Here is a 23,942-nt window from a genome sequence, read left to right as displayed (position 1 = left end):
ATCCTCCTGTTGGGCACAACAGGAGGATGATTAAAGCAAAAACAGGGGCGACGGTCGGCACGTCACGTTAACGAATATCATGAGCGGACAGGGTGATTGCAGCTGCCGGACGGAATGCTACGACATAGCCATCAAAACCCGATGCTGAGTGCGGTATAGCTCAGCATCCGGGTTGCCGGAACGGCTTAACCTATCGCATCACTTATTTCAGGCAGTGTTCATTGCCAACGCTAAACAATCTCAGCAACTGCGGTTTCTGATTAAACAGTGCGTTATCTGCCTCTTTTTCAGACACCCAATGTGCCGATATCCTTTCCAGCTTGTTCAACATAATCCGATAGAAATAGCGCTTTCCTGCCTGCAGGGTAGGCGTAATCGCTGGCATATTTTCAGATCGCCCGAAGCGATGTTTATCCAGCTGGCCGATAGCGATATCAAGCGTGCCGATTCCAGGACAGAGGATAAGCTCCACCGCACGGTTGTGGGGAAGAATACTGGTATGGTATTGATTGTTAATAAAGATACTCACCACTTTATTTGAAACCGGTGAGTTATCTTCATCTACCCGATAGACAATAACATGCGCATAGTTATCCGGTTCGTTCACTGCAGGTTCAGGTTGTACCGGAGGTGCAGCGACGGCATAGTTGCAGTAAAGATAGCTCCCTAAAACGATCAGCATAACGATGATGATAACGGTGACGAACCTGACAGGAACAGCAAGGGGAGTGACGTTTATTTGAGAATGATCTTTCATAACAGGATCTCAAAGAATTCGAAAAGAAACTGATCGGTACTGCGCCAGAATGGCGCCTGGTGGTGAACGCTGATGAAATGTGGATAGCGGATGCACGTTTAACAACGTGCATCCGCGCTACGCATCTTTTATTACACCTTTATATAATTCGATTAAAGAAACAGTATTGAGGAAAGCATGAAACTCGTAATCTCCCTTGATATTGTATTTTTTCATCACGTTATACTTATGCGCGTAAACCGTTTTCACTGACAGGCCGAGGAACTGTGCCGTATGCTGAACATTGTTCCCTTTCTTGAGAAAACTCATTACCTGTAACTGCACCAGTGAAATCCGGGAAAAGCAGCAGCGTTTACAGTCTGATGGATGATAGTCATGCGTTGAATCATCATGCGCCTTCAACCAGGCTTTAATGATCTTATTTTTGATATTGGTGACGTTCTCAGTCCATGAGATCACGGTTAATGACTGATAGCACACCGGCATATGTTCAGCGATAATTTTGTCAGGCTGCTCGGTAAAGACCAGCAGTACACTCCCGCTTTTGCGGTACTGGTAAGCAGGCTGACACAAATAAAGTCGCCATAGCGAGACACTGATGATTACTATGTCTGCCTTTGCCAGGTTCTCACTATCAAAGCCGGTCAGAAAGCCGACGTTCGCGCTAAAAAGGAAAGCCTCATTAATCAGCTCAGATATGCCGAATCTGAAATAATAGTTATCGTCCTTGCAGATAATCTTAACATCCATTTTTTTTCCTTTAACATCCAGATATCCGAGCCTTAAGGCGTCCTGCTAGGTAAACTTACCGTTAATCAATTCCAGCTCCCCTTTCTCTTTCAGATCCTTTAAAACCCGACAGATAGAACTTTTTGAAAGGTGAGAGCTATGCTCAATCAGGTAAAGTGCAGAGAAACGCCGCTTCAGGTGCGGAGGTAATTTCGTCCAGCGGCCAATTAAAGAAAGCACTTCATCGTAAGAGTTGCTTTTCGGTAACTGGATGTAGCTCATCAGATCAGAATACTGACCCGAGAGAATTGACATCGCATCGTTGAACAGATTTTTTTCAAAAACCAGCATCCAGAACTTTTCATAGTCAATAAAGCTTATCTTGCCGTAATCAACCCTTTCAAGATATATCGGGGGCTCATCCAGCGCCGGTGTTACCCCAACTACCGCCGGCGCGGATAAGATGTTGAGGACTTTATTCTCTCCTTTAATTTTAACCAGAAAATCGCCATCCAGAATGAACATTACCCGGCGAACGTTATCCTTCGTTAAATGATAGCGGCGCTTTCCACGCGATATCTCATCGGGATTAGCGATTTGGGTATAACCCGCCAATGCGTCGATGATTCGCTCATGATTTTCAGTCACTCTATGCATATCGATTAACTCAATCCAATTGATAGACAAGGCAAGGCTGACTACCTCGTTATCGGTATTTCAATTATAAAAAAACCAGTCTGCGCTGTTCTCTTTGCTTAGTGCTGGCGAATCGATTTCTATAGCTACTTATCCTTAAAATCCGAATTATGAGAAAAGTGGGTTATCGGTTTCGCTATAATAAAATCAGTCCGGTAAAATTCAATCCCACAAACCCGTGAAAAGGAAGGATCAAATTCCAGCAACAAAGAAAACAACCACACCATACACTGCTAACAACTTATTTTTCAGATCATATATCCGCGAAACTGAGATATAATTATTGTGTTATAACTTTTTTCTGAAAATTTGTATTTTACATCATCATATGAATACCTATGTTACCTGGTCGGTGTGTAAAACATTTAATATCACAAACATTTAATTCTAAAAGTACATTTGAAATACCCCTTTCATTTCTGGAACCAATGTTAATACGCGAACAAAAACAATTCCTGGTCTGAAAGAGTCATCATTCTTAAAATTAACCAGGCGAGTCTCAAAACAGAGATTTAAAGAGTCGAATCAAATTTACTTAGGGTTTTATTCTGATAATTTGAGATCAATAAGCCTAAAACACCAAACAGGAGGCAGGCAGGCTGTAAAGTTATGTGGCATTAAGAAAGGATGATTCAACTAAAGGGATTAACTTGTCAGGGACCTGCCTGGCTTAATGACAAATGTAGTTGCATTTAACGTGGCCCTACCCTCGGTGAGAACAGACATTAATGACTGCTAACGAAAGCGGTAATAATAGCTGACCAATAAACCGCAGATATTACCTGGAAAAAGTAGCGCTTATGCCAATACCCCATAAGCATTATATTATCATCATGAAGGTTAAATTTTTGTAGTCAAAATAACAGGAATATTACTCAGCATTAAAACCCATTAAATTATGGATAATTTACTATTTAAATTGAGTCAATTAATCCATTTAATAACGCAGCTCAAATGAGAGGGCAAAAAAATAAATATAGGGAGATAGGTAAGTGAGAGAGTTAACTTCTTTTGAAATGCAGCATGTTTCAGGCGCAGGTTTTTTTGATTTTGTTGGTGCAGTTGTTGTTGGCTCATTGGCTGGCGTCACCGCTTTCGGTTTGAAGTGGGCAATGAGCGGCGGAAGCGCGGGCGGCGTCCTGGGTGTAGGTCTTATTTCCGGCGCCGCAGGCTTAATTATCGGTGCCTCTGTCGGCCTGGTGATGGGTGCGATGTATGGCGCGCTAAATGGCTGGGATCCCACAGTCGCCTGGTTTAACCAGATTGTCGAAAATCAGTTTGATTTAGATACCAAGCCCGTTACCTGATAAGGAAATAACATGCGTGAATTAAAACAAAATGAGATTTCAACCGTCAGCGGCGGATCACTGACCTCAATGATCCTCGACTTTTTTAAAGGCCTGCATTCCCCTTCGCAGGAGGAATCCACCGAACGGACCCGTCCGGAAGGTATTCCTCCGGTGAACACCATCAGTGGTGAAGCCTTTGGCATGGGTATTGTCGGTGTAGTTACTGCGCTGGTGTTTGGCCTGCTGTTTTTTTAATTTACAGGAGAGGGTTATTTCTCCGGTAAATCCGTTATGAGCAGTTACGGCTTATCGTAACGACTCATTGTTAGTGCAATTCATTTTTTTATTTTTATACAAAGGAAAGTATATGAAAAAGGTATCAATGATTTCTCTCGGTCTGTTGCTGGCAGCGGCTCAGGTTAATGCAGCAGAAGCGTCTGATGGCACCATCAGCTTTAATGGTCAGATCAACAGCCAGACCTGTACCGTTAGCGTCAACGGTGGCTCAAGCACCGGTACCGTAGTACTGCCAACCGTTTCTTCTAGCCTGCTGAAAACAAAAGGTCAGACGGCAGGAAGCACCCGCTTCACTATCGATCTGACCGAGTGTGCTACCAAGACCGGTAACGTTTATGCCTACTTCGAACAGGGTGCTAACGTTAATGCCGATGGCCGTCTGATCAACACCGGCACCGCAGCAAACGTTGATCTGCAGCTGCTGGATAAGGTTAACAATGCGCTGAACGCCGGTAGCACCGAGCAGACTACTTCTCCGACCACGGCAGCACTGGATCAAGGTGCGGCAACCCTGACCTATGCCGCTCAGTACTATGCAACGGCTGCTGCCTCTTCAGGTACCGTTGCTTCATCAGTGACTTATTCAATCAATTACCTCTAATTGATCAGGGTGGGGAGTCATCCTCCCCGCCTTTTCTCTTCTTTTTTAGATATTCATTCATCTTATGAAAAAAAAAAGTTTTAACCTCATCGCTTCACTGCTGCTTGCCGGCTCCCTTTCTGCGCCCTCTCTCGCCAGTGTGACCATTATCGGTACCCGGGTAATTTACCCTGCTGCCGAAAAAGAGGTGACGGTGCGGCTGGATAACCGTAGCGAGCGTCCTGCGCTGGTTCAGGCATGGATCGACGATGGCGATGTAAATCAGGCAATGGATAAAATTAACGTTCCTTTTGTCTTACTGCCGCCGGTATTCCGTATGGAAGCCAATAAAGGACAAACGTTACGCATCGTATTTACCGGCAGCGATCTTCCTGCCACTAAAGAGTCAATATACTGGCTCAACGTGCTGGATATTCCCCCCCGCGATAAAAGTCTGGCTGATAAAAACCAGCTGCAAATGGCGATCAGAAGCCGTATTAAACTCTTTTATCGACCAACTCCTTTAGACTACAAAGGCGCGCTAGCCGCGGCTAATATGCTGGTCTGGCGTAAGGGTAATAAAACCAACCAATTAACCGCAGTAAATAACTCGCCTTATTACATAAACGTGGCGCAAATTACCGCGGAAGATACGACCGGCCGTAAAATCGCCAGTGAAAAAGGCGACATGCTGGAACCCGGTGGAAGCAAAGATTTCACCCTGAAAGGGGCAAACGTAAACCTTATAAAATCCACGTTCCATTACCAGTATCTGGATGATTATGGTGCCGCGCAGGAAGTCGAAGGAAAAATCAGCCAGTAATCCGGATGGTGATCATTAAGGGTAATCATGATGGCAAGGACAGTCTCTGTAAAACCGCCAGTGGGCAGACATTTCTGTCGCTCTTTTTTAGCGCTATGTCTTACCGCAGTAACAACCTCAGCCCTGGCTGACAATAATTTCGACTTTGACGAATCCTTTGTAAAGAATTTACCTGGGGTGAAGATTGATGTATCCCGTTACGCCAATGGTAACCCGATTGACCCCGGTATTTATACGCTGGATATCTTTCTTAATGGCCGGCAGGTCAGCCGTGATAATGTCCGGGTTGTTCGAGAGGGTAACGCGGCACGGGTGTGTCTTTCGTACCAACTGGTAAAAAACCTTTCCCTCAGGGAGAGCATTTTTAATTCGAAGCAAGCGGAAGCGTTACGATCCGGAAAAGATTGCCTGTCACTCGAAGACGTTATCGAAGACAGTAATGCTGCAATAAACAGTGCGGATATGCAAATAGATATATCTATTCCGCAAATCTATTTAGTGCGTTCGGCACGCGGCTATGTCGCACCTGAATTCTGGGATAATGGTGAAACGGCTTTAACCCTGAATTATAACACCAACTACTATCGTTCCGTTTACAGCGGCGGCCGTGAATATGACTCATTCTATGGTCGGGCGCTGGCAGGTTTCAACGTGGGCGGCTGGATGTTCCGTCACGATGGTGCGCTCAGCTGGCAACGTCAGCAGGGTAGCGAAAATCACCATTACGACGACATCAATACTTATGTACAGCGTGATATTCCCCGATTGAAATCGCGTTTACTGCTGGGTGAAGGCAATACCAGCGGTGACATTTTCGATACCCTCTCCTTTCGGGGCGTGCAGATTTCAACGGTCGATCAGATGTGGCCCGATTCACAGCGTGGCTATGCGCCGGAAATTCGTGGCGTAGCCCGAACCAATGCTCAGGTCACCGTCAGCCAGAACGGCAGCAAAATCTACGAGACGACCGTCTCACCGGGTGCTTTTAGTATTACCGACCTTTACCCGACCGGATACGGTGGAGATTTAGAGGTTACCGTTAAAGAAGCTGACGGCAGTGAAAGCCGTTTTTCGGTTCCTTACGCAGCGATGGCGCGATTAAAACGTCCCGGCATGACCTATTATTCCCTGACCGGTGGCGTATCACGGCGCGATAATATGGCGTATACCCCGTCAGTTTATCAGGGCACCCTTCAGCATGGCTTCAGTAATATTCTGACCGGCCACACCGGATTTCTGGCTTCGGATAATTATGCCTCACTGTTAATCGGTGGCGCGCTTGGTTTACCGATTGGCGCCCTTTCGATGGATATCACCACCGCGCAGACAAAATATGCCGATGAGAAGAAGCAGGGTGTCAGTTATCGCGCGACATACAGTAAGAAAGTCTCTGAGACCAACACCAACTTCACCCTCGCGGCTTATCGCTTTTCATCATCCGGCTATTACAGTTTTGACAATGCGTTGCAAATTAACAGCTATTATAAAAAACGCCGCAAAAATGGCACCGCAAATTACCTTTCGCGTCCTAAGCAACGTTTTTCAATGACCGCCAGCCAAAACTTTGAAGATTCATTTGGGAGTCTCTATCTTACTGGTTTCATTCAAAACTACTGGAATGATACCGGTACCAATACGCAATTTCAGCTGGGCTACAATAATATAATTGGCCGTGTCGCCTATACAATTTCCGCGAACCGATTATTATATTCAACCGGCGGACAGGACACACAACTATCACTTGATTTCTCTGTTCCATTAGGCAGCGATAACCGACATTATTTAACCGGCAGTGCGACGCAAACAAAAGATGGCGTCAATGCACAAACGGCAATTAATGGTGTTCTGGGCGATCAGAATCAGATTAATTATAACGCTGGCGTTGCCCGTGATGTTGAAAATAATCAATCGGCCTCGGTTGGTGGACAATATCGGTCGCCTTACAGCACGCTGACCGCCTCTTATACCAAAGGGGAAAACTATTATTCCGCATCAGGTGGAGCCAGCGGTACCGTGATTGCCTTACCGGATAGTCTGACGTTCAGTGCTTATCAGTCATCAACCTATGCCGTAGTGAGCGCAGATGATGCAGAGGGGGCGCGGGTTCTGGGTTATCCCAATATCGTGCTTAACAGCCGTGGTCGGGCGATTGTACCCAATCTGAACCCGTATCGGATAAACGAGCTGGCAATCGATCCGAAGGGCATTCCGCTTGATGTCGAACTGGAATCAACGCAGCAGCGGGTCATTCCGGTAGAAGGCGCGGTGGTCAGACTGGATTATAAAACCAGTAAAGGTAAGCCGCTGCTAATCCGCGCGAATCAGCTCAACGGAAATGCATTACCTTTTGGCGCTTCGGTTAATGATGAAAATGGCAACCTGGTTACCACCGTCTCTCAGGGTGGACAGATTTACGTCAGGTTGAACAAAGATGTCAGCCGCCTGCATGTCTCATGGGGTAAAGCGCCAATGGATAATTGCCTGGTAAACCTTGAATCGGGTGCAGTGCAGACCAGCGATAATAAATCACTGGCCAGACTCACCACAATATGTAGCAGCGATCAGAATCAGCCTGTTCGCTATGTTTCCAATAGCGTAAACGAAAATGACAGTCAGGGTTAAGCGGGTGAATCATGATGAATTTTATTAACACGATAAAAAAAGTGGCCGGAATATTTACGCTAACCCTGACTGCATTCACTGGCGTTATGCTGTCGGCTACGAATACCTACGCGGATGCAGATACCGAATTAATCTGTAAAGCACCGATGACCACCAACGCATTGGATTTGAGAACCCTCGGGATTACGCTGTCATCTGCCATTCCTATTGGTACCGTGGTTTATCAGGGGGAAATGAAAGTTGATGTGCAATGCGGCATCAACTTCCTCGACTACAGAGACGGTCTGACGGGTGAAGTTTATTTCAAACGGTTGAATATTGCTGAAGGATCGCTGGGGTATGGGCTAACGCTGTATCTGGGATATGGCGGTGAATATTCTAATGAAGCAGGCAACATCCCGACAGGACAGATGGTCAGCACCTATGCTGGGATCACCGGTGGCGGTATTCTGAATAATTATACCGAGTTCTCACTGACCGTCCCATTCAAAATTGTGCGAACCTCCTCCTCACTGACGCCGATTACGCGCACCACCCTCAGTATGTTCCGGGTAGGTTCACTGGTGACAGGCAGCGATGAACAATATGTCGCTACTAATCTCAGAAATAACGCGATTACGGTAAAAGATGAAACCTGCTCGGTCGCCGGTAATGTCACTCAGCAAGTCCCCTTAGGGAGTTATTCCCTGAGTAAAAGCGGTGGATTAGGCGCCGGTGTTGGACAGACCAGCAAGCTGGTTTCTTTTGATGTCCAGCTCAATTGTGAATCGCTGTTATCAGGCACCTTTGATGTACTGATGCAGTTCGATGGCGATGCGGTCAGTGGTTTAGCAGATTCCGGTGTGGTGGCCCTGAATAGCAGTTCAACAGCGCGTGGCGTCGGCGTGCAGATACTGAATGAAAGCCAGCACCCGATTCCCCTGGCCGTACCTTTTACCGTTGCCTCGTATCCGATCTCCGCAGCGTTAATCAACGTACCTTTATATGCTCGTTATTATCAGACGGCGGAGACGGTAGGTCCAGGAAGTGCTAATGCAGTAGCGACTTATACATTAAGTTACCAGTAAACAGGCGCAGGGCATTTATCTGCCCTGCTTTTATCCCGCTCTGACTGATCAAAGGATTCTTCAGTGGTTTCACCCCCAACAAAAAATACGCTACGGATTGGTGTATCTGATGAGAGTCCATTCATTGTATACGCAGTCCAGTCGATTTTCTCAACCGAATTTGTTCAGCATGAAATTCATGCTTATCCGGTTGAGAAAGAAGGTTTACTTTTACATCTTAAGGAGGACACACCCGATATCCTGATTACCGATTTTAATTTTGAACGCTATGATTTAAATGGCGTGAAGAAAATTGAGGAGATCCATAAGCAGCTACCTGAGCTGAACATTATTATCTTTACTGCGCAGAACAGCCAGGCGGTATTAAACAAGCTTTTGCAGATACCCGTCATCGGCATTGTGAGTAAACGGGATGACTGCAGGCAACTGGTCGATGCTTTCAGGTGGATATGCTCATCCAACAAAGGGATTTATTATTCTGAAAAAATGAAATGCCTGGCCCATGAGATGAAAACAGGCACAACCAACAGTCTGCTATCGCCGTCAGAAAACGAAATAATTCGATTATTCGCGATGGGGCATAGCCTGATGGATATTGCCAAAATACGAAAGCGCAGCGTCAGCACCATTGCCACGCAAAAATATAATGCAATGAGAAAGCTTCACCTGCACTCCAATACCGAGTTGATCAAATATGTTTTTGCCCAGGAATTAATTTAACCCAGGCATTTTTACTGTATGAAACAGCGAATAATATGAAAACTTATTACTTAAACAGACTTGTGCTGGCCGTTATCTGCATGCCGGCTTATACGCACGCCGCAAATTTACAACAAGCCGCGCAGGCGGCGTTAAATTACGATTCGGCATTACAGGCCAGTAAGCAAACCAGCGAAGCTGATAAACAGAAATACTGGCAGGGAATGTCAGGAATGCTGCCGACACTCACGCTTGAAGGAAGCTGGGATCGTCAGGAGCAGCCGGACAAGAAATACCAGAGTGGCGTGACATCGCATAATTATAATGTTCGCGTCAGACAACCGCTGTTTGACATGAGCAAATATGCGGGCTGGCGAAAAGGCGCGGCGATTGCCAATACCGCCGACGCTCAGGCCCGTCAGGCTGAAGAAAAACTGCTGGGCACGGTGGCTAATGCCTATTTTACCGTGCTGTATCAGCAGGAAGTTTTACAGGCCGCGCAAGCGGCAAGTCATAACTTCAAGCAGCAGATGGAAAAGCTGCAGGCCGGTTTGAACAACGGCCAGAACACCCGTACCGAGGTAGATGAGGCGAAAGCGAACTACGCTATCGCACAGGCGAAACAGATCGAAGCCAGCAATCAGTTGTTACTGGCAGGTGAAGCAGTGCGGCGGCTGTCAGGCGTTAATCCGGATACGCTGGAGCCGGTTAACTTTCAGTGCCTTAACGCCGCCCCCTATTCCACCTTATCTGAAGCGATCAGCGCCAGTCAGCAGCGTAACAACGATATTAAAGTTGCCATGTTCCAGCACGATCAGGCGGATGCCGATGTGCTGGCCGCCGATGCGGCGCACCTGCCAGTGGTGTCGCTTTATGCCAGCTATGGCACCAACTGGAGCCGCAACGATAATGATCAGAACTTCCTCTATGACGCTATTTTCGGTACTAACTCGAAAACGAATAACCTGCAATATGGAGTAAACGTCTCTGTGCCGCTGTTTGCCGGCGGCAGTCAATTGTCACAATCCTTTGAGGCGGCCTACCGCCGCGAGTCCTCGCGATTCAGCATTATTGAAGCCCAGCGCAAAGCGGTGCAGGAAACACGTTCCGCCTGGCTTAGTCTCACTAATGGCAAAGCGCTGATCAATGCTGAAAAAAATGCAGTTTCATCGGCGTGGGAAAAAGTCGTCTCGGTGAAATATGGCCGCGAGATGGGTTTTCGCACGGTTAACGACGAAATGGATGCTCAGCAAAAATATTACAGCGCGCTGAAAGATCAGGCGGAAGCTCGATTTAATTATCTCAATGCTCTGCTTAATCTGGCCCAAAGCACCGGATCGTTATCAATCGAAATGCTGAATTTTTTTCAGTGTCGTTAATTCACCCTCTTACGATGAATAGTTAAATGGAACAGTCACTTTTTCGCCAGGAAGCACTTGATGCTGCCAATCGCGGCAGTCTGGGCACCGTCGCACTTTATTGTCCGCCCTACCGATGGCTGGTTATTTCCATCGTGGTCGTCATTACTGCTGCGACAACGCTCTTTTTTATTTTTGGTAGCTATACCAAATATGAGTCCTCTACCGGGGAGTTATTACCTAAAAACGGCATGTTGATCATCCCGCCGCCCGTAAGCGCAACGGTTATCGATATTCCGGTTAAAGAAGGCCAGCGGGTCGAGAAAGGCGATGTACTGATGGTGTTGTCATCAGAAGTCTCGACGCAATTTGGCCAGACCCGCCAGGTAGTGGCTGAAAACCTGTCGGCACAACGTGAACGTCTGCAGCAGGATCTGAAAACCCTCAGCAAGCTGCATGAGGTTGAAATGCAGGGGCTGAAAGAGACCATCAACAGCCTGAAATTACAGCAAGAACAGCTGCGGCTGCAGATGACCCATCGCCGAAAACAGGTTGAGCTGGCGCGCTTGCAGCTAACCAAGCTGAATGCGATGCATGACCAGGGCTATGCCTCGAATCGTCAAATGGAAGAGCAGGAGTCGGCCTTGCTCGACAGTCAGGCCCGCTACCAGGAGTATCAACGGCAGCTGCTGGATATTGCTCAGAAGATCCTGCAGGCGCAGCAGCAACTGCACGAGAAGCCGCTTGATGACGCGAAAAAGCGTAACGATATTGAGCGACAGCTGGCGGACAACCGTCAGTCACAGGTTGAAAATGAAGCGCGCCGTTCGTTTGAATTGCGTGCGCCGAAAAGCGGCTACGTTGGCATGATTATGATCAAGAACGGTCAGATGCTGAGTGCAGGCCAGTCAGCCATGGCGATCCTTCCCAGTGACAGTGAACTGGTGGCGCGCATCATGGTAAACACCCAATCGATCGGTTTTATCCAGGCCGGACAACGCGTTGTGCTGCGTTACAAAGCCTTCCCATATCAAAAGTTCGGTCAGCAATATGGCAAAGTCATCGAAGTCTCACGCACAGCCCTCACCCCGCAGGAAGTTTCAACCTTAACCGGGAAAAACAATATCCAGGAACAGCAGTACCGGGTACTGGTGGCGCTGGATAAGCAGACCATTAAAGCCTACCTGCAAAACGAACCGCTGAAACCCGGTATGGCGCTGGACGCCGATTTTATTGTCGACAAACGTCGTCTGTACGAGTGGGTCCTGGAGCCGTTATTCGCGCTCGGCCACAAAATTTCGCTCTGATTAAAAGGTCTGTGCTGTGTTGTTAAAAGATAAACTTAATTTCAGATGGTTTAACCGTCTGCCGATGATCCGCCAGTCACAAGCGACCGAATGCGGGCTGGCCTGCCTGGGGATGGTTGCCAACTACCACGGGCATGAGATCGATATGATCACCCTGCGCCGGCGGTTTGCTACCTCGCTCAAAGGCGCCACGCTGGCCGATGTGATTGCAATGGCACAACAGCTGAATATGAGTTCGCGCGCGCTGCGGGTCGATCTTGAAGAGCTGTCTAAGCTGCGCATGCCCTGTATTCTGCACTGGGAACTGAACCACTTTGTGGTACTGAAAAAAGTCCGCGGCAATAAGATCACGCTGCACGATCCCGCACGCGGAATCCGCGAGCTGACGTTCGCAGAGGCCTCGAAAGCGTTCACCGGCGTGGCGTTAGAACTGATTCCCTCTTCAACCTTTGAAGTGAAGGAAGAAAAAGCCAGCATCTCAATGATGAAGCTGGTCGGCAGCGTCACCGGCGTCAAATCGGCATTCTGTCAGGTGCTGATTCTGTCGGTAGTGCTGGAGCTGTTCGGCGTGTTATCCCCGTTCTTTATGCAGTGGGTAATGGATATGGTGCTGGTCTCGGCCGATTATTCGTTGCTTACCCTGCTGGGGGTGGGCTTCATTATGATTGCGCTGTTCCAGACAATGATTTCCGCCCTGCGCTCCTGGGTGATGAGCTGGTTCTCCAGCCAGCTTAGCGTGCAGTGGACGGTCAACGTCTGCCAGCATATGTTGAAGCTGCCGCTCGACTGGTTTGAGTCACGTCACGTCGGCGACATCCTGTCACGCTACGGTTCACTGAATACCATTCAGAGTACCCTGACCTCGCGTTTTATCAGCACCGTGCTGGATGGGGTCATGTCGATCGTCACCGTCATGATGCTGTTTATCTACAATGCCAAACTGGCCTGGTTAGTGATCGCCCTGTTCGTTGCTTATGGATTATTGCGCTTCCTGGCCTATGATCCGGTGCGCCGTGCTAATGAGGAGCAGATCATCAGCTCAGCGCGCACCCAGTCGTCGTTGCTGGAAACGCTACGCGGTATCCAGGCGGTTAAAACTAACAACAAGCAGATCCCGCGTCTCTCTGCCTACATGAATTTTTTGGTGGAGAGTACCAATAAAGGGATCGTGATGCAGAAGCTCAATATCCTGTTTGGATCGGCGCAGGGAATACTGACCTCAGTGGGTCGGGTGGTGCTGGTGTGGCTGGCGGCATTGCAGGTGCTGGATGGCAACTTTTCTGCCGGTATGCTCACCGCGTTCATCAGTTTCTCTGACCAGTTCATGAGCCGCGGGGCGGGTTTAATCAATGCAATTATTGATTTTCGCATGTTGCGCATGCACGGCGAGCGTCTGGCCGACATCGTACTGTCGGAGACAGAACCCTGCGAAGAGGCCAGCCCGAGTCTGCTCGATCACAGCGACGAACCCGAGATCCCTCAGGATATCGCACTGGAGCATATTTGCTTTCGCTATGCACCCACCGAACCCTGGGTTATTGACGATATCAGCCTGACAATCAAAGCCGGTGAAAGCGTGGCGATTGTCGGTCCGTCTGGTCAGGGTAAAACCACGCTGGCGAAAATTATTCTCGGTTTATTGCATCCGGAGAGTGGCGTCATCACCGTTGGCGGCATGGATATAACCAAGACCGGCTTACAGCATCACCGCAACCGTATTGGCTGTGTGATGCAGGATGATATTCTGTTTTCTGGTTCGATCAGTGAAAATATCAGCTTTTTTGATAATGAACCTGACCATGCAAAAATCACCTGGGTTGCGCGTCTGGCTCAAATTCATGGCGATATCATGAAAATGCCGATGAATTATCAGAGTCTGGTAGGCGATATGGGATCTTTCCTGTCCGGCGGACAGTTACAACGTATTTTACTTGCCAGGGCACTCTATCGGGAGCCGAAGATCCTGGTGCTGGATGAAGCGACCAGCCATCTGGATATTTATAATGAAAAACAGATAAATAACGCCATTAAGCGGATGAACATCACGCGCATAATTATTGCGCACCGCCCGGAAACTATCCGCAGTGCAGACCGAATCGTTATGCTGAACAACGGTAAATTCAGCGAAATAACTGCCGACCAGTTATTTTCACCCGCAGACAATGAAAGAAAAGTGGAAAAAGAAAATGAACAACCAGATATGTAAATTTAGTGAAGGTATGGTTACGATTCCGGAAGGCTATACAGAAAGAACACTTAATACGCTGGCGGATAAGCGATCGGTTTTGCCGCCGATTACGCTGTCACGCGATGCATTAGGCAATCATAACTGCACCGAAGAGTATATAGAGAGCCAGCTTGGCATGTTAAGCAAACAGGTTAAAGACTGGCAGCAGGCACCGGGTGAGAGCATCACATTAGGCGATAACGTCGCGACCGGCCTGCTCATTAGCTATAACTTTTTACGCCCTGATAACCATCGTCAGTACCAGAAACAGGCCATCTTCACCTTTAATACAGATGATTTACTTATTTTCACCCTCTCGAAAGCGTCACCGATTACTGACAAAGAGATGCAGTGTTTCACTGACACCTTAAACAGTTTCAGAACGCACGATTAACGGTTACCCGGCATCACGCCGGGTAATATTGGTTTATTTTTGTTTTTCAGTTGTTTCATGCCTGTCATGAATTTTGCCGCTTTTAAGCGGCTTTTTTTTTATGCTTCCGGCTGTGCCGCTGTTATCACGCCTCAGAAACACGGGCAGGTAAACAGGTCAGACACGGCTTCAGTCAGCATAACGCCAGCTGACGGCTGCCGCATTATGCTGAAATAGCCGGATAGCCTGATTAACACGCCACGCCGGAATGGGTAAGCCAGCGCGCCAGACAAAATATCAACATGCCTGGCGCGGGGGATAAACAGATAAAAATCGGTAAACGGCCAGAATCTATTGCGCACTGGCCGCCGCAAATTCCGTATAATTGTCGTGCGTAATGGTTTTATAAGGGATCCAGTTAATCTCATCCACTTTCTGTTTATCCAGCAGCGCCTTCGCCACTTTTACCGCGCCCGTCGCCTGTCCTTTTGCATCCTGAAAAATGGTCAGCGCCATTTTGCCGGTTTTCACGAACTGCTGACCATCCGGAGTACCATCAATCCCGGCTACCAGGATATGGCTGTTTTTAGCCTGATTCAGCGCCATAATCGCCCCGATAGCCATTTCATCGTTATTAGCGGCAATCGCATCAATCGGACGCTGGTTGAGCAACCAGCCCGACACCACATCCACCGCTTCATTACGCTGCCAGCGTGCGGTCTGCTTTTCAATAACCGCCATCTGCTGGTACTTTGCGATGACCGCTTCTACTGCGCGCGTGCGCTCCCGCGCCTCTTCGTTCGACAGCGCGCCCATCAGGATGGCGACGTTACCGCGATAGTTCATCCTCTTTGCCAGCGCTTCCATCTGCATTTCACCGCCCAGCGCAGAATCTGAGCCGACATAAGCCATATTTTCCGGCAGCTTAACTTCCGGCTTGCGGTTAACAAACACCAACGGAATGCCTGCTGACCGGGCCGCTTTAATCATCGGTAACACGCCCTGCGTATCCACCGGGTTGAGAATAATGGCATCCACGCCCTGGTTAATGAAATCCTCAACCTGTTGTACCTGTAGCGCAACATCGCCTTTGGCATCAACGAACTGCCCGTCCATCTTCAGCGCGCTGATTTCCCCAATCATCTGGGTGCGCAGGATCGAGACAAAATTGAGGTCAAAGTTTGCCAGTGCCACGCCGATTTTGGGCGTTTTAGCACCGGCTGACACGCTGATCAGCATGCCGAGGAACATCGCAAATAGTCTGGTTTTCATGATCTTATCCTGTAGGGTTTTTTATTATCATAAGTCCGTCGGGCAACAGACAAATACCCGACGGGGAGGTGATTACACGGTAAAATGATCGCGGAACTGGGCCAGTGCCTGTTCGCTGTCACCGGCGGCCCAGCCTTCCAGCGCCACGACGCCGCGATAGCCGACCTGCTCCAGCACGCGGGCAATCGCACGATAGTTGATTTCGCCGGTGCCAGGCTGCATCCGTCCCGGCACATCCGCGACCTGTATTTCTCCGATCGCCGGACCACATCGGCGGATCAGCTCAATCAGATTGCCTTCGCCAATCTGGGCGTGATAGAGATCCAGATTCATCTTCAGCGCCGGACTGTTGACCGCCTCGACCAGCGCCAGCGTATCCGCTGCGCGGGCAAAGGGGGTGCCCGGATGGTCAACCGCCAGGTTAAGGTTCTCGAGGGTAAAGACGCGTCCGGCCCGCTCACCGAGTGCGGCGAGGCGGCGCAGCGTATCTGCCGCTTTGAGCCACATCGCCCCGGTCACTCTCTCCACCGGCCTGATTGCCTGGCCATTCTCGTCCAGTCCGGTGCCGTGCAAATTCAGGCTCGGGCAGTTAAGCCGTTCCGCAATCGCCAGCGACGTTTCAGCACTTTGCAGTAGCGGCTCGATTTGATCCTCATCCGTCAGGTTACCGCTCAGATAGCCGGTCATTGAGGTGAAGCGCGCACCCGTCGCCACCAGCGCATCGATATCCTTATTGGCCCAGTTCCAGATTTCGACTCCAAACCCCAGCGCATGAATGCGCTCAACCCGGCGGATAAACGGCATATCGAGAAACACCATCTCGGCGCAGACAGATAACTGATAACCGGCCATTAGCGTGCTCCCAGCAAGACAGGCTTGCGCTGCTGCACCGACTCAATACAGGCCAGCGCGATCTCCAGCGCATTGCGGGCATCAATGCCGGTAGCGCGTGGTGTCTCACCGTGCAGGATGCAATGCGCAAACTCGGTCATTTCCGCCACGTAGGCGTCACGCAGCAGATCGGTATCCATCCGTGAGGTTGCTATCGCAATACCGTCGGCGTGATAGCGGACGCAGTTATCCTGATTGATGTTGCCGGCCTGCAGCATGCCTTTGCTGCCAAACACTTCACCACGCACGTCATAACCGTAGACGGCCTGGAAATTGGCTTCGGCCGTGGCAATCGCCCCGTTATCGAAACGGATGGTCACCACAGAGGTATCCAGCAGCCCCTTATCTTTAAAATCGGGACGGACCAGCGCATCCGCCAGCGCATAGACTTCAACCGGTCGGGCACCGGGGTTGAAATGCAGCAAGGTATCGAAGTCGTGGATCAGCGTTTCCAGAAAGATGGTCCACTGCGGGATCGGAGCCGGATCGCGTAAGGCGGGGTCGCGGGTCACCGAGCGGCTTAGCTGGGTAGTGCCGTTTTCACCGGCTTTGACTGCGCTGATGGCGGCGGCAAAGCCGGCGCTGAAGCGACGATTGAAGCCGACCTGTAAAACCACGCCCGCTGTTTTCGCGGCCGCAATTGCCCGGTCAGCTTCCTCCAGCGTCACCGCCATCGGTTTTTCACAAAAGACATGCTTACCGGCCTGCGCGGCGGCAATCACCAGCTCAGCATGGGTGCGGGCCGGAGTCGCAATGGCCACCGCATCAATCTCACTGTCGTTGAGTAATGCCTGCAAGTCGGTATAGGCCTTCTCAACCCCCAGCCGATCGGCCAGGCGCTGCGCGGCACCAGGCTGCAGATCCGCAACGGCGGTCAGGCGGGCACCGGGTACCCGCAGCGCCAGATTCTCCGCATGAAAACTGCCCATTCGGCCTGCGCCAATCAATCCCACACGCACAGTTTTATGATTCATAACAGCTCCTGTTTATTTATTGTTTGCCCAGTCAGGCTGGATAGAGGGTCCGGATGTCTGCTGTGCCTCAGCGGCAAAGCGACGGGATTTCGATAACATCAGCGGCTCGATGTGCTCCAGCGAGACGCCGCGGGTTTCCGGCAGAAAACGCTGCACGAACCAGAAGGCCACCAGACAGCCAACGGCGCACAGCATCAGCGGAAACGCGCCGTGGAAGTGGTCCATCAGCAGGCTGTTGCGATTCATCATCGGGAAACTCTGGGTGACAATGAAATTGGCCAGATACATTGATGAGAAGGCGTATCCCATAGCGACGGCGCGGATGCGGTTGGGAAAGATTTCTGAGATCAGTAACCAGGCACCCAGGCTCCACGACATGCCGAAAATCAGCACGAAGGCCACCAGCCCGATCACCGGCAGCAGCCCGCCGGTTTGCGCAATAAAGGCCCACGAGGTCACCATCAGACAGACGGCACAGCCCAGCGCGCCCCAGCGCAGCAGGCGGGTACGTCCCCAGCGATCAACGGCGTTGAGGCAGAAGGCCACGCCGGCCAGCAGCGCTACCCCAAGGAAAATGCTGTGGAACAGCGACGTTTGCGTATCAGAGGAGATGTTCTGCAGCAGTGACGGTGCGTAATAGAGCAGGATATTAATGCCGGAAATCTGCTGCAGGATGGCGATGGCGCAGCCAATCAGCAGGATGTAGCGCGCCCGGGCATCACGCAGTAACGCGGGCCGGGCACCGCCGTCGCGCTGATCGGCAGCGGAAGCACTGATCTCTGCCAGCAGGCGGGCGGCATGCTGTGGCGTAGACAAACGGGTCAGCACCGTCAGCGCCCGATCGCGCTTGCCGTTCAGCGCTAACCAGCGCGGCGATTCCGGCATAAACGGCACCAGCGCCAGAAACAACAGGCAGGGCACCACGCCGGATGCCAGCATCCAGCGCCAGCCTTCGCTGACGATCCAGCTGTGAGTCATGCCGCGGGCGATAAGATAGTTGACCACATAAACCGTAACCTGACCGCCCACCATCAGCATCTGCTGCAGGCCAAGCATGCGGCCGCGCCAATCTTTTGGTGACACCTCGGCAATATAGAGTGGCGTAATCGCCGAGGCCATGCCAACGGCCAGCCCGCCAACCAATCGGTAAAGCACAAACTGGGTCAGGGTATCGGCCAGCGCCGAACCCACCGCTGACAGCGTAAATAACAGGGCGGTGATCACCAGCGTCGGCTTACGGCCGATCCGGTCAGAGAGTGCGCCAACACACCAGGCACCGGCCACACAACCGAGGATCACATTTGAAACAGCCCAACCGCTTTGCCACGGCGACAGAGACAGATGTTCGGTTAACGGCTCTATCACTCCGGAAATAACCGACGCGTCATAGCCAAGGATCACCCCGCTGAGCGAGGCGATGGAACAGATAAATAGCAGCAACTTCAGATTATGTTTACGCATAACAGCTTAACTTTCCCGTTAATTTTTACCGGTGAGCGTTAGCCTGAAGATTGCAAAACAGGTGCCAGTTTTTAAACCGGGTTTTATGTGAACGACCTCTCAGATAACCGCGGCCGGATGAAAATAAAATTTACATGTCAACTTAACATGTCATTAAAATGGACATTCCATTCTGACCCGGAGGCAGAGATGCCCACGCTGCACGATTTATTGCCGAATAAAGAAGAGAGCGACGCCATTTTCAGCCTGCCTGAAGGCAGCGATGCGGCACGCTGGGAGCAGCTGCTTGCGCAGGGATGGCAGGCCTTTGTGGCGGGTGAACAACCGCACTGGATCCGCAGCAGCATCCTGCAATCCTGGACACGCTCCCGGCAGCGCGGCATCGATCCGACCCGGTTCAGCTACAGCGCGCCGGCCTCGGACGAGGTGGCCGCGATTCTCAGCCTGAACAGTGAACTGATTGCGGTGGCACGCAGCGTGATGGAGAACCTGCTGGCCTACAATCCGGATGGCCACATCAACCTGACCGATGCGCAGGGCGTGGTGCTGAGCTTTTGCGGCAGCGATCTGACGCCAGTCGGCAGCATCCTGCGTGAAGAGGTGCTGGGCACCAACTGCACCGCACGCTGTTTACGCGAACAGCGGCTGGTCTATGTGCTGAGCGGAGAGAACTGGAAGATGGCCCTTCGCGAGCGTAACCAGCAGTGCGCGGCGGCACCGATTCGTGATGCCAGCGGGCGGATGATCGGCGTCCTGACGCTGACGGCAACGCCTGACAGTTTCAACGTTCACACGCTGGGCACGGTGCAGGCGGCGGCCGAAGCGATTGGGCAGCAACTGACCCTGCGCCGCCTGCTGGCTGAGCAGCAGTCGATTCTGGAAACCCTGAATGAAGGCGTGGTGGTCTGCGATCGCGACGGCCGTATCAAAACCCTGAATCGTTACGCCCGTCAGATTTTTGCCGGCATGGCGACGGACGGTGCGCTGATCGACCAGCTGCTGCAGCCGCAATCGGGATCGCTGCTCACCCTTCCCTGCTGTAACGATCGTGAGATGGTGTTTCGCCCGGATGGCCGACGCAGCGTCTCCTGCCTGGTATCACTGATGCCGGCACCGGATGGCGGACGTATTTTATCGTTGCGCGAAAACCAGCGAATCCGGGCGATCACCCGGCGGGTGCTGGGGGTCAGCGCCAGTTATACCTTTGACATGATTCGTGGCAATGCGCCCACGCTGCAACAGGCGATACAGCATGCGCGAGCCAGTAGCCGCAGCGACAGCACGGTGCTGCTGACCGGCGAAAGCGGCACCGGTAAGGAGCTGTTTGCTCAGGCGATTCATAACGCCAGCAGCCGGTCACAGGAGTCATTCGTGGCGGTTAACTGTGGCGCACTGCCGCGCGATCTGGTGCAGAGCGAACTGTTCGGCTACGTTGACGGTGCCTTTACCGGCTCGCGCCGGGGGGGTTCAGCCGGAAAATTTGAGCTGGCCGACGGCGGCACCCTGTTCCTCGATGAGATTGGTGAAATGCCGCTCGAGGCACAGACCAGCCTGCTGCGCGTACTGCAGGAGAATGAGGTGTTGCGCATCGGTGCTGCCCATCCGGTTAAGGTGGATGTACGCATCGTGGCGGCCACCCACTGCGATCTACAGAGCGCAGTGGAACAGGGGGCTTTCCGGCGTGACCTGTTCTATCGTCTCAACGTCATTTCGCTGACCATTCCAGCCTTACGGGATCGTCGAAGCGACATCCCCGACCTGGTGAATACCTTTATCAGCGCGCTATGTCAGCGACTGAACAAACGCCCGCCGCAGGTGACGACAGAGGCGATGCACTGCCTGCAGGCCTGGCACTGGCCGGGCAACGTCCGTGAGCTGGAAAATCTGGTCGAGCGGATCGTCAACCTCTGCCAGAGCAGCACCATCGGGCTGACCGATCTGCCCGCCGAATTTGTTGCCAGCGCCTCCCCTGCCGTCGTCGAGGTGACCAGCCTGCTGCAGGATAATGAGCGGGCCTGCATACTGCAGACCATCCGCGCTCAGGGCGGTAATCTGCGGCAGTCGGCTAAGCTGCTGGGGATTTCACGCACTGCGCTCTACAACAAGCTGAACCAGTGGAACATTCCGATCGACAGCCTGCGCCAGTAACCTGCCGCGTCAGGGCACGTGCAGGTTAGCCGCCTGGTCATCGCCACACAGCGGGAATCATGGCTTTTGCCGGCTAAAAGGCCTAAAATGTGACCATCTAACCCAGTGGTCACTGAATAACCCACTTCACTTATCAGGCGGTGAAAATGTCAGAACAGCATACCGATGCCGGCGTCCGCGGCCCTGCCGAGCACAACGTGCGCGACCAGATTGTTGATGCCGCGATGCAGCACTTTGCCCATTACGGCTATGAGAAAACCACCGTCTCTGATCTTGCCAGGGCAATTGGCTTCTCCAAAGCCTATATCTACAAGTTTTTTGAGTCTAAACAGGCGATTGGCGAAGTGATCTGCTCCAGCCGGCTGACGATGATTATGCAGCGGGTGGAGGCGGCGATAGCCGATGCGCCCAGCGCTTCTGAACAGTTCCGCCGCCTGTTTCGTACCCTTTCGGTGACCGGCACCGAGCTGTTTTTTCACGATCGTAAACTGTATGACATCGCCGCAGTGGCCTCGCGCGATCGCTGGCCCTCAGCCCAGGCGCATGAAGAACGTGTGCTGAACCTGATTCATCAGATTCTTCGTCAGGGCAGAGAGGCGGGCGAATTTGAACGTAAAACCCCGGCTGATGAAGCGGCAGAAGCCATCTATCGGGTGATCAAACCTTATGCCAGCCCGGTGCTGCTGCAGTATAACCTCGATGAGGCAGAAGCGGCCTCAGTTCAGCTGGCGGCACTGGTATTACGCAGCCTGGCGCCCTGAACTGTGACCATTGACTAAATCGGTTACTTGATCAAAGATAGCGATGACTTTGATCGGCCGATCAGATCATTGCTGTCGTTACGCTCACCGGTTTTCTTCCCGTTAAGCCTGATGGCCTGCAGGCGACGCTCTGCGCCAGGTGCGCAGGGTTGCCTCATCCACGCTAAGGTTGAAAGCGTGCATTGATAAAACTCACGCGTCTGTAGCAGATGAATTGCCACAGCACAGACTGACCACAGGAGGAAACACATGAGTCATTCAGCGGCGTCTGAACGCATTGTCATTACCGGTATGGGCATCGTCTCGCCTCTTGGCTGCGGCGTGGAAACGGTCTGGCAACGCTTAACAGCAGGTCAGTCGGGGATTCGTGGCCTGTCCGACGAGATGAGTGCCGGCACCGGCATTTCGGTTGGCGGTAGCGTCCCAACGGTCGATGAAGATCCGCTGGCAGGGTACGATCCTGAAGCCTTTATCCTGCCTAAAGAACGCAAAAAAATGTCCCGCTTTATCGAGTTTGCGCTGCTGGCGGCGGACGAAGCGCTGAAGCAGGCGGGCTGGCATCCTCAGCCGGAAGATGAGGCCGCGCGCGAACGCACCGCCACCATTATCGCCTCAGGCGTAGGCGGCTTTGGCGCTATTGCTGAAGCAGTGCGTACCACTGACGCTCGCGGTCCGCGCCGGCTTTCCCCTTTCACCGCCCCTTCCTTCCTCGCCAATATGGCGGCGGGTCATGTCTCGATCAAACATGGATTTACCGGGCCGCTTGGCGCCCCCGTCACCGCCTGTGCAGCAGGCGTGCAGGCGATCGGTGATGCCGCCCGACTGATCAGAAGTGGCGAAGCGGATATTGCTATCTGTGGTGGCACGGAGGCAGCGCTGGATCGGGTGACGCTGGGCTGCTTTGCGGCCGCACGTGCGCTGTCGGTGGGCTTTGCCGATGATCCGCATCACGCCTCGCGGCCGTTTGATCGCGACCGCAACGGTTTCGTGATGGCTGAAGGCGCGGGCCTGCTGGTGATTGAGTCGCTGGCGCATGCCGAAGCGCGCGGTGCTACCCCACTGGCAGAACTGGTTGGCTACGGAACCAGCGCCGATGCTTACCACCTGACCGCCAGCCCGGAAAATGGCAGCGGTGCCGCGCGGGCGATGAAACTGGCCCTGCGCCAGGCCGGGATTGGGCCGGAAGCGGTGCAGCACATCAACGCCCATGCCACCTCGACTCAGGTCGGCGATCGCGGTGAACTCGCGGCAATTCGCTCGGTATTTGGCGACGATTCATCGGTAGCCATTACCTCGACCAAATCAGCAACCGGGCATCTGCTGGGCGCGGCGGGCGGGTTAGAGGCAATATTTACCCTGCTTGCGCTGCGTCATCAATGCGTTCCACCGACCCTCAACCTGCATCATCCCGATGAAGCGGCGGGCAACCTCGATCTGGTGGCGCTGAACGCCCGCCCGATGGAGTTGACCTATGCGATGTCGAACGGCTTTGGATTTGGCGGGGTAAATGCCAGCATCCTGCTGCGTAAGTGGTAACCACGTCTGACTGAGTCGGGTCCCGCTGCCGTGCGGTTGTCTGTTGCACGGCAGCGGGTCCTCTTACCACGCTTA

Annotated in this window: 21 protein-coding genes; 14 read left to right on the top strand and 7 right to left on the bottom strand. The window is 51.9% G+C overall.

Features of this window, described 5'->3' with window-relative positions; translation table 11 throughout:
* Nucleotides 1–202: 202 nt before the first annotated feature.
* The 3 genes from AABB92_RS20690 to AABB92_RS20680 all read right to left on the bottom strand — a co-directional run bounded on the left by AABB92_RS20690 (nt 203) and on the right by AABB92_RS20680 (nt 2,143).
* Nucleotides 203–757: a hypothetical protein gene (locus tag AABB92_RS20690; RefSeq protein ID WP_152659113.1), complete on the bottom strand. Its 555-nt coding sequence runs from the start codon at nt 755–757 to the stop codon at nt 203–205.
* Nucleotides 758–874: 117 nt separating this feature from the next.
* Nucleotides 875–1,507, bottom strand: coding sequence for a helix-turn-helix transcriptional regulator (locus tag AABB92_RS20685; RefSeq protein ID WP_031377958.1), 633 nt, complete (start codon nt 1,505–1,507; stop codon nt 875–877).
* Nucleotides 1,508–1,552: 45 nt separating this feature from the next.
* Nucleotides 1,553–2,143 carry a helix-turn-helix domain-containing protein gene (locus AABB92_RS20680; RefSeq protein WP_046289396.1) on the bottom strand — a complete coding sequence of 197 codons (591 nt, stop codon included), beginning with the start codon at nt 2,141–2,143 and terminating at the stop codon, nt 1,553–1,555.
* A 1,031-nt stretch (nt 2,144–3,174) separates the two neighbouring features.
* On the opposite strand from AABB92_RS20680, the gene AABB92_RS20675 reads away from it, so the two are divergent.
* The 11 genes from AABB92_RS20675 to AABB92_RS20625 all read left to right on the top strand — a co-directional run bounded on the left by AABB92_RS20675 (nt 3,175) and on the right by AABB92_RS20625 (nt 14,845).
* A complete protein-coding gene (locus tag AABB92_RS20675; protein ID WP_031378153.1) occupies nt 3,175–3,489 on the top strand; it encodes a hypothetical protein in 315 nt (104 codons plus the stop codon).
* Between the two features lie 12 nt (nt 3,490–3,501).
* Nucleotides 3,502–3,726: a hypothetical protein gene (locus AABB92_RS20670; RefSeq protein ID WP_031378154.1), complete on the top strand. Its 225-nt coding sequence runs from the start codon at nt 3,502–3,504 to the stop codon at nt 3,724–3,726.
* Nucleotides 3,727–3,838: 112 nt separating this feature from the next.
* Nucleotides 3,839–4,369: a fimbrial protein gene (locus tag AABB92_RS20665; protein WP_031378155.1), complete on the top strand. Its 531-nt coding sequence runs from the start codon at nt 3,839–3,841 to the stop codon at nt 4,367–4,369.
* Nucleotides 4,370–4,433: 64 nt separating this feature from the next.
* Complete coding sequence (locus tag AABB92_RS20660; protein WP_046289395.1) at nt 4,434–5,171, top strand: fimbrial biogenesis chaperone; 738 nt, start codon at nt 4,434–4,436, stop codon at nt 5,169–5,171.
* Between the two features lie 27 nt (nt 5,172–5,198).
* A complete protein-coding gene (locus AABB92_RS20655) occupies nt 5,199–7,793 on the top strand; it encodes a fimbria/pilus outer membrane usher protein (protein ID WP_082097625.1) in 2,595 nt (864 codons plus the stop codon).
* Nucleotides 7,794–7,804: 11 nt separating this feature from the next.
* Entirely contained in the window at nt 7,805–8,860 is a 1,056-nt protein-coding gene (locus AABB92_RS20650; RefSeq protein WP_238585857.1) for a fimbrial protein, read from the top strand.
* Nucleotides 8,861–8,923: 63 nt separating this feature from the next.
* On the top strand, nt 8,924–9,580 hold the full coding sequence (locus tag AABB92_RS20645) for a response regulator (RefSeq protein ID WP_046289394.1): 657 nt from the start codon (nt 8,924–8,926) through the stop codon (nt 9,578–9,580).
* A gap of 35 nt (nt 9,581–9,615) precedes the next feature.
* Nucleotides 9,616–10,938: a TolC family outer membrane protein gene (locus AABB92_RS20640; RefSeq protein WP_046289393.1), complete on the top strand. Its 1,323-nt coding sequence runs from the start codon at nt 9,616–9,618 to the stop codon at nt 10,936–10,938.
* Nucleotides 10,939–10,964: 26 nt separating this feature from the next.
* Nucleotides 10,965–12,224: an HlyD family secretion protein gene (locus AABB92_RS20635; RefSeq protein ID WP_046289392.1), complete on the top strand. Its 1,260-nt coding sequence runs from the start codon at nt 10,965–10,967 to the stop codon at nt 12,222–12,224.
* A gap of 16 nt (nt 12,225–12,240) precedes the next feature.
* Nucleotides 12,241–14,430: a peptidase domain-containing ABC transporter gene (locus AABB92_RS20630; RefSeq protein ID WP_152659112.1), complete on the top strand. Its 2,190-nt coding sequence runs from the start codon at nt 12,241–12,243 to the stop codon at nt 14,428–14,430.
* Complete coding sequence (locus AABB92_RS20625; RefSeq protein ID WP_238585856.1) at nt 14,387–14,845, top strand: DcrB-related protein; 459 nt, start codon at nt 14,387–14,389, stop codon at nt 14,843–14,845. The genes AABB92_RS20630 and AABB92_RS20625 overlap by 44 nt, the downstream gene beginning before the upstream one ends.
* Before the next feature lie 330 nt (nt 14,846–15,175).
* Here the strand turns inward: AABB92_RS20625 and AABB92_RS20620 are convergent, their stop codons facing one another.
* From AABB92_RS20620 to AABB92_RS20605, 4 genes are all read right to left on the bottom strand, one after another.
* Nucleotides 15,176–16,096 carry a substrate-binding domain-containing protein gene (locus AABB92_RS20620; RefSeq protein ID WP_031378161.1) on the bottom strand — a complete coding sequence of 307 codons (921 nt, stop codon included), beginning with the start codon at nt 16,094–16,096 and terminating at the stop codon, nt 15,176–15,178.
* A gap of 72 nt (nt 16,097–16,168) precedes the next feature.
* The gene (locus tag AABB92_RS20615; RefSeq protein WP_046289390.1) at nt 16,169–16,948 is read right to left on the bottom strand and encodes a TIM barrel protein; all 780 of its coding nucleotides are present in this window, start codon (nt 16,946–16,948) and stop codon (nt 16,169–16,171) included.
* The gene (locus AABB92_RS20610) at nt 16,948–17,961 is read right to left on the bottom strand and encodes a Gfo/Idh/MocA family oxidoreductase (protein WP_046289389.1); all 1,014 of its coding nucleotides are present in this window, start codon (nt 17,959–17,961) and stop codon (nt 16,948–16,950) included. The genes AABB92_RS20615 and AABB92_RS20610 overlap by 1 nt, the downstream gene beginning before the upstream one ends.
* 12 nt (nt 17,962–17,973) lie before the next feature.
* Entirely contained in the window at nt 17,974–19,422 is a 1,449-nt protein-coding gene (locus AABB92_RS20605) for a sugar porter family MFS transporter (protein WP_046289388.1), read from the bottom strand.
* Nucleotides 19,423–19,611: 189 nt separating this feature from the next.
* Here AABB92_RS20605 and AABB92_RS20600 point away from each other — a divergent pair, with 189 nt between their 5' ends.
* The 3 genes from AABB92_RS20600 to fabF all read left to right on the top strand — a co-directional run bounded on the left by AABB92_RS20600 (nt 19,612) and on the right by fabF (nt 23,867).
* Nucleotides 19,612–21,570 carry a sigma-54-dependent Fis family transcriptional regulator gene (locus AABB92_RS20600; protein WP_031378226.1) on the top strand — a complete coding sequence of 653 codons (1,959 nt, stop codon included), beginning with the start codon at nt 19,612–19,614 and terminating at the stop codon, nt 21,568–21,570.
* Nucleotides 21,571–21,716: 146 nt separating this feature from the next.
* Entirely contained in the window at nt 21,717–22,331 is a 615-nt protein-coding gene (locus AABB92_RS20595; protein WP_031378225.1) for a TetR/AcrR family transcriptional regulator, read from the top strand.
* Nucleotides 22,332–22,580: 249 nt separating this feature from the next.
* Nucleotides 22,581–23,867: a beta-ketoacyl-ACP synthase II gene (gene fabF / locus AABB92_RS20590; RefSeq protein WP_316554140.1), complete on the top strand. Its 1,287-nt coding sequence runs from the start codon at nt 22,581–22,583 to the stop codon at nt 23,865–23,867.
* Nucleotides 23,868–23,942 lie beyond the last annotated feature (75 nt).

Origin of the sequence: Pantoea brenneri, from assembly GCF_038594305.1 — a bacterium.
GTDB classification, from domain to species: Bacteria; Pseudomonadota; Gammaproteobacteria; order Enterobacterales; family Enterobacteriaceae; genus Pantoea; species Pantoea brenneri.
Note: the sequence above shows the minus strand (reverse complement) of the source record. Positions and strands in the feature narration are given on the sequence as shown.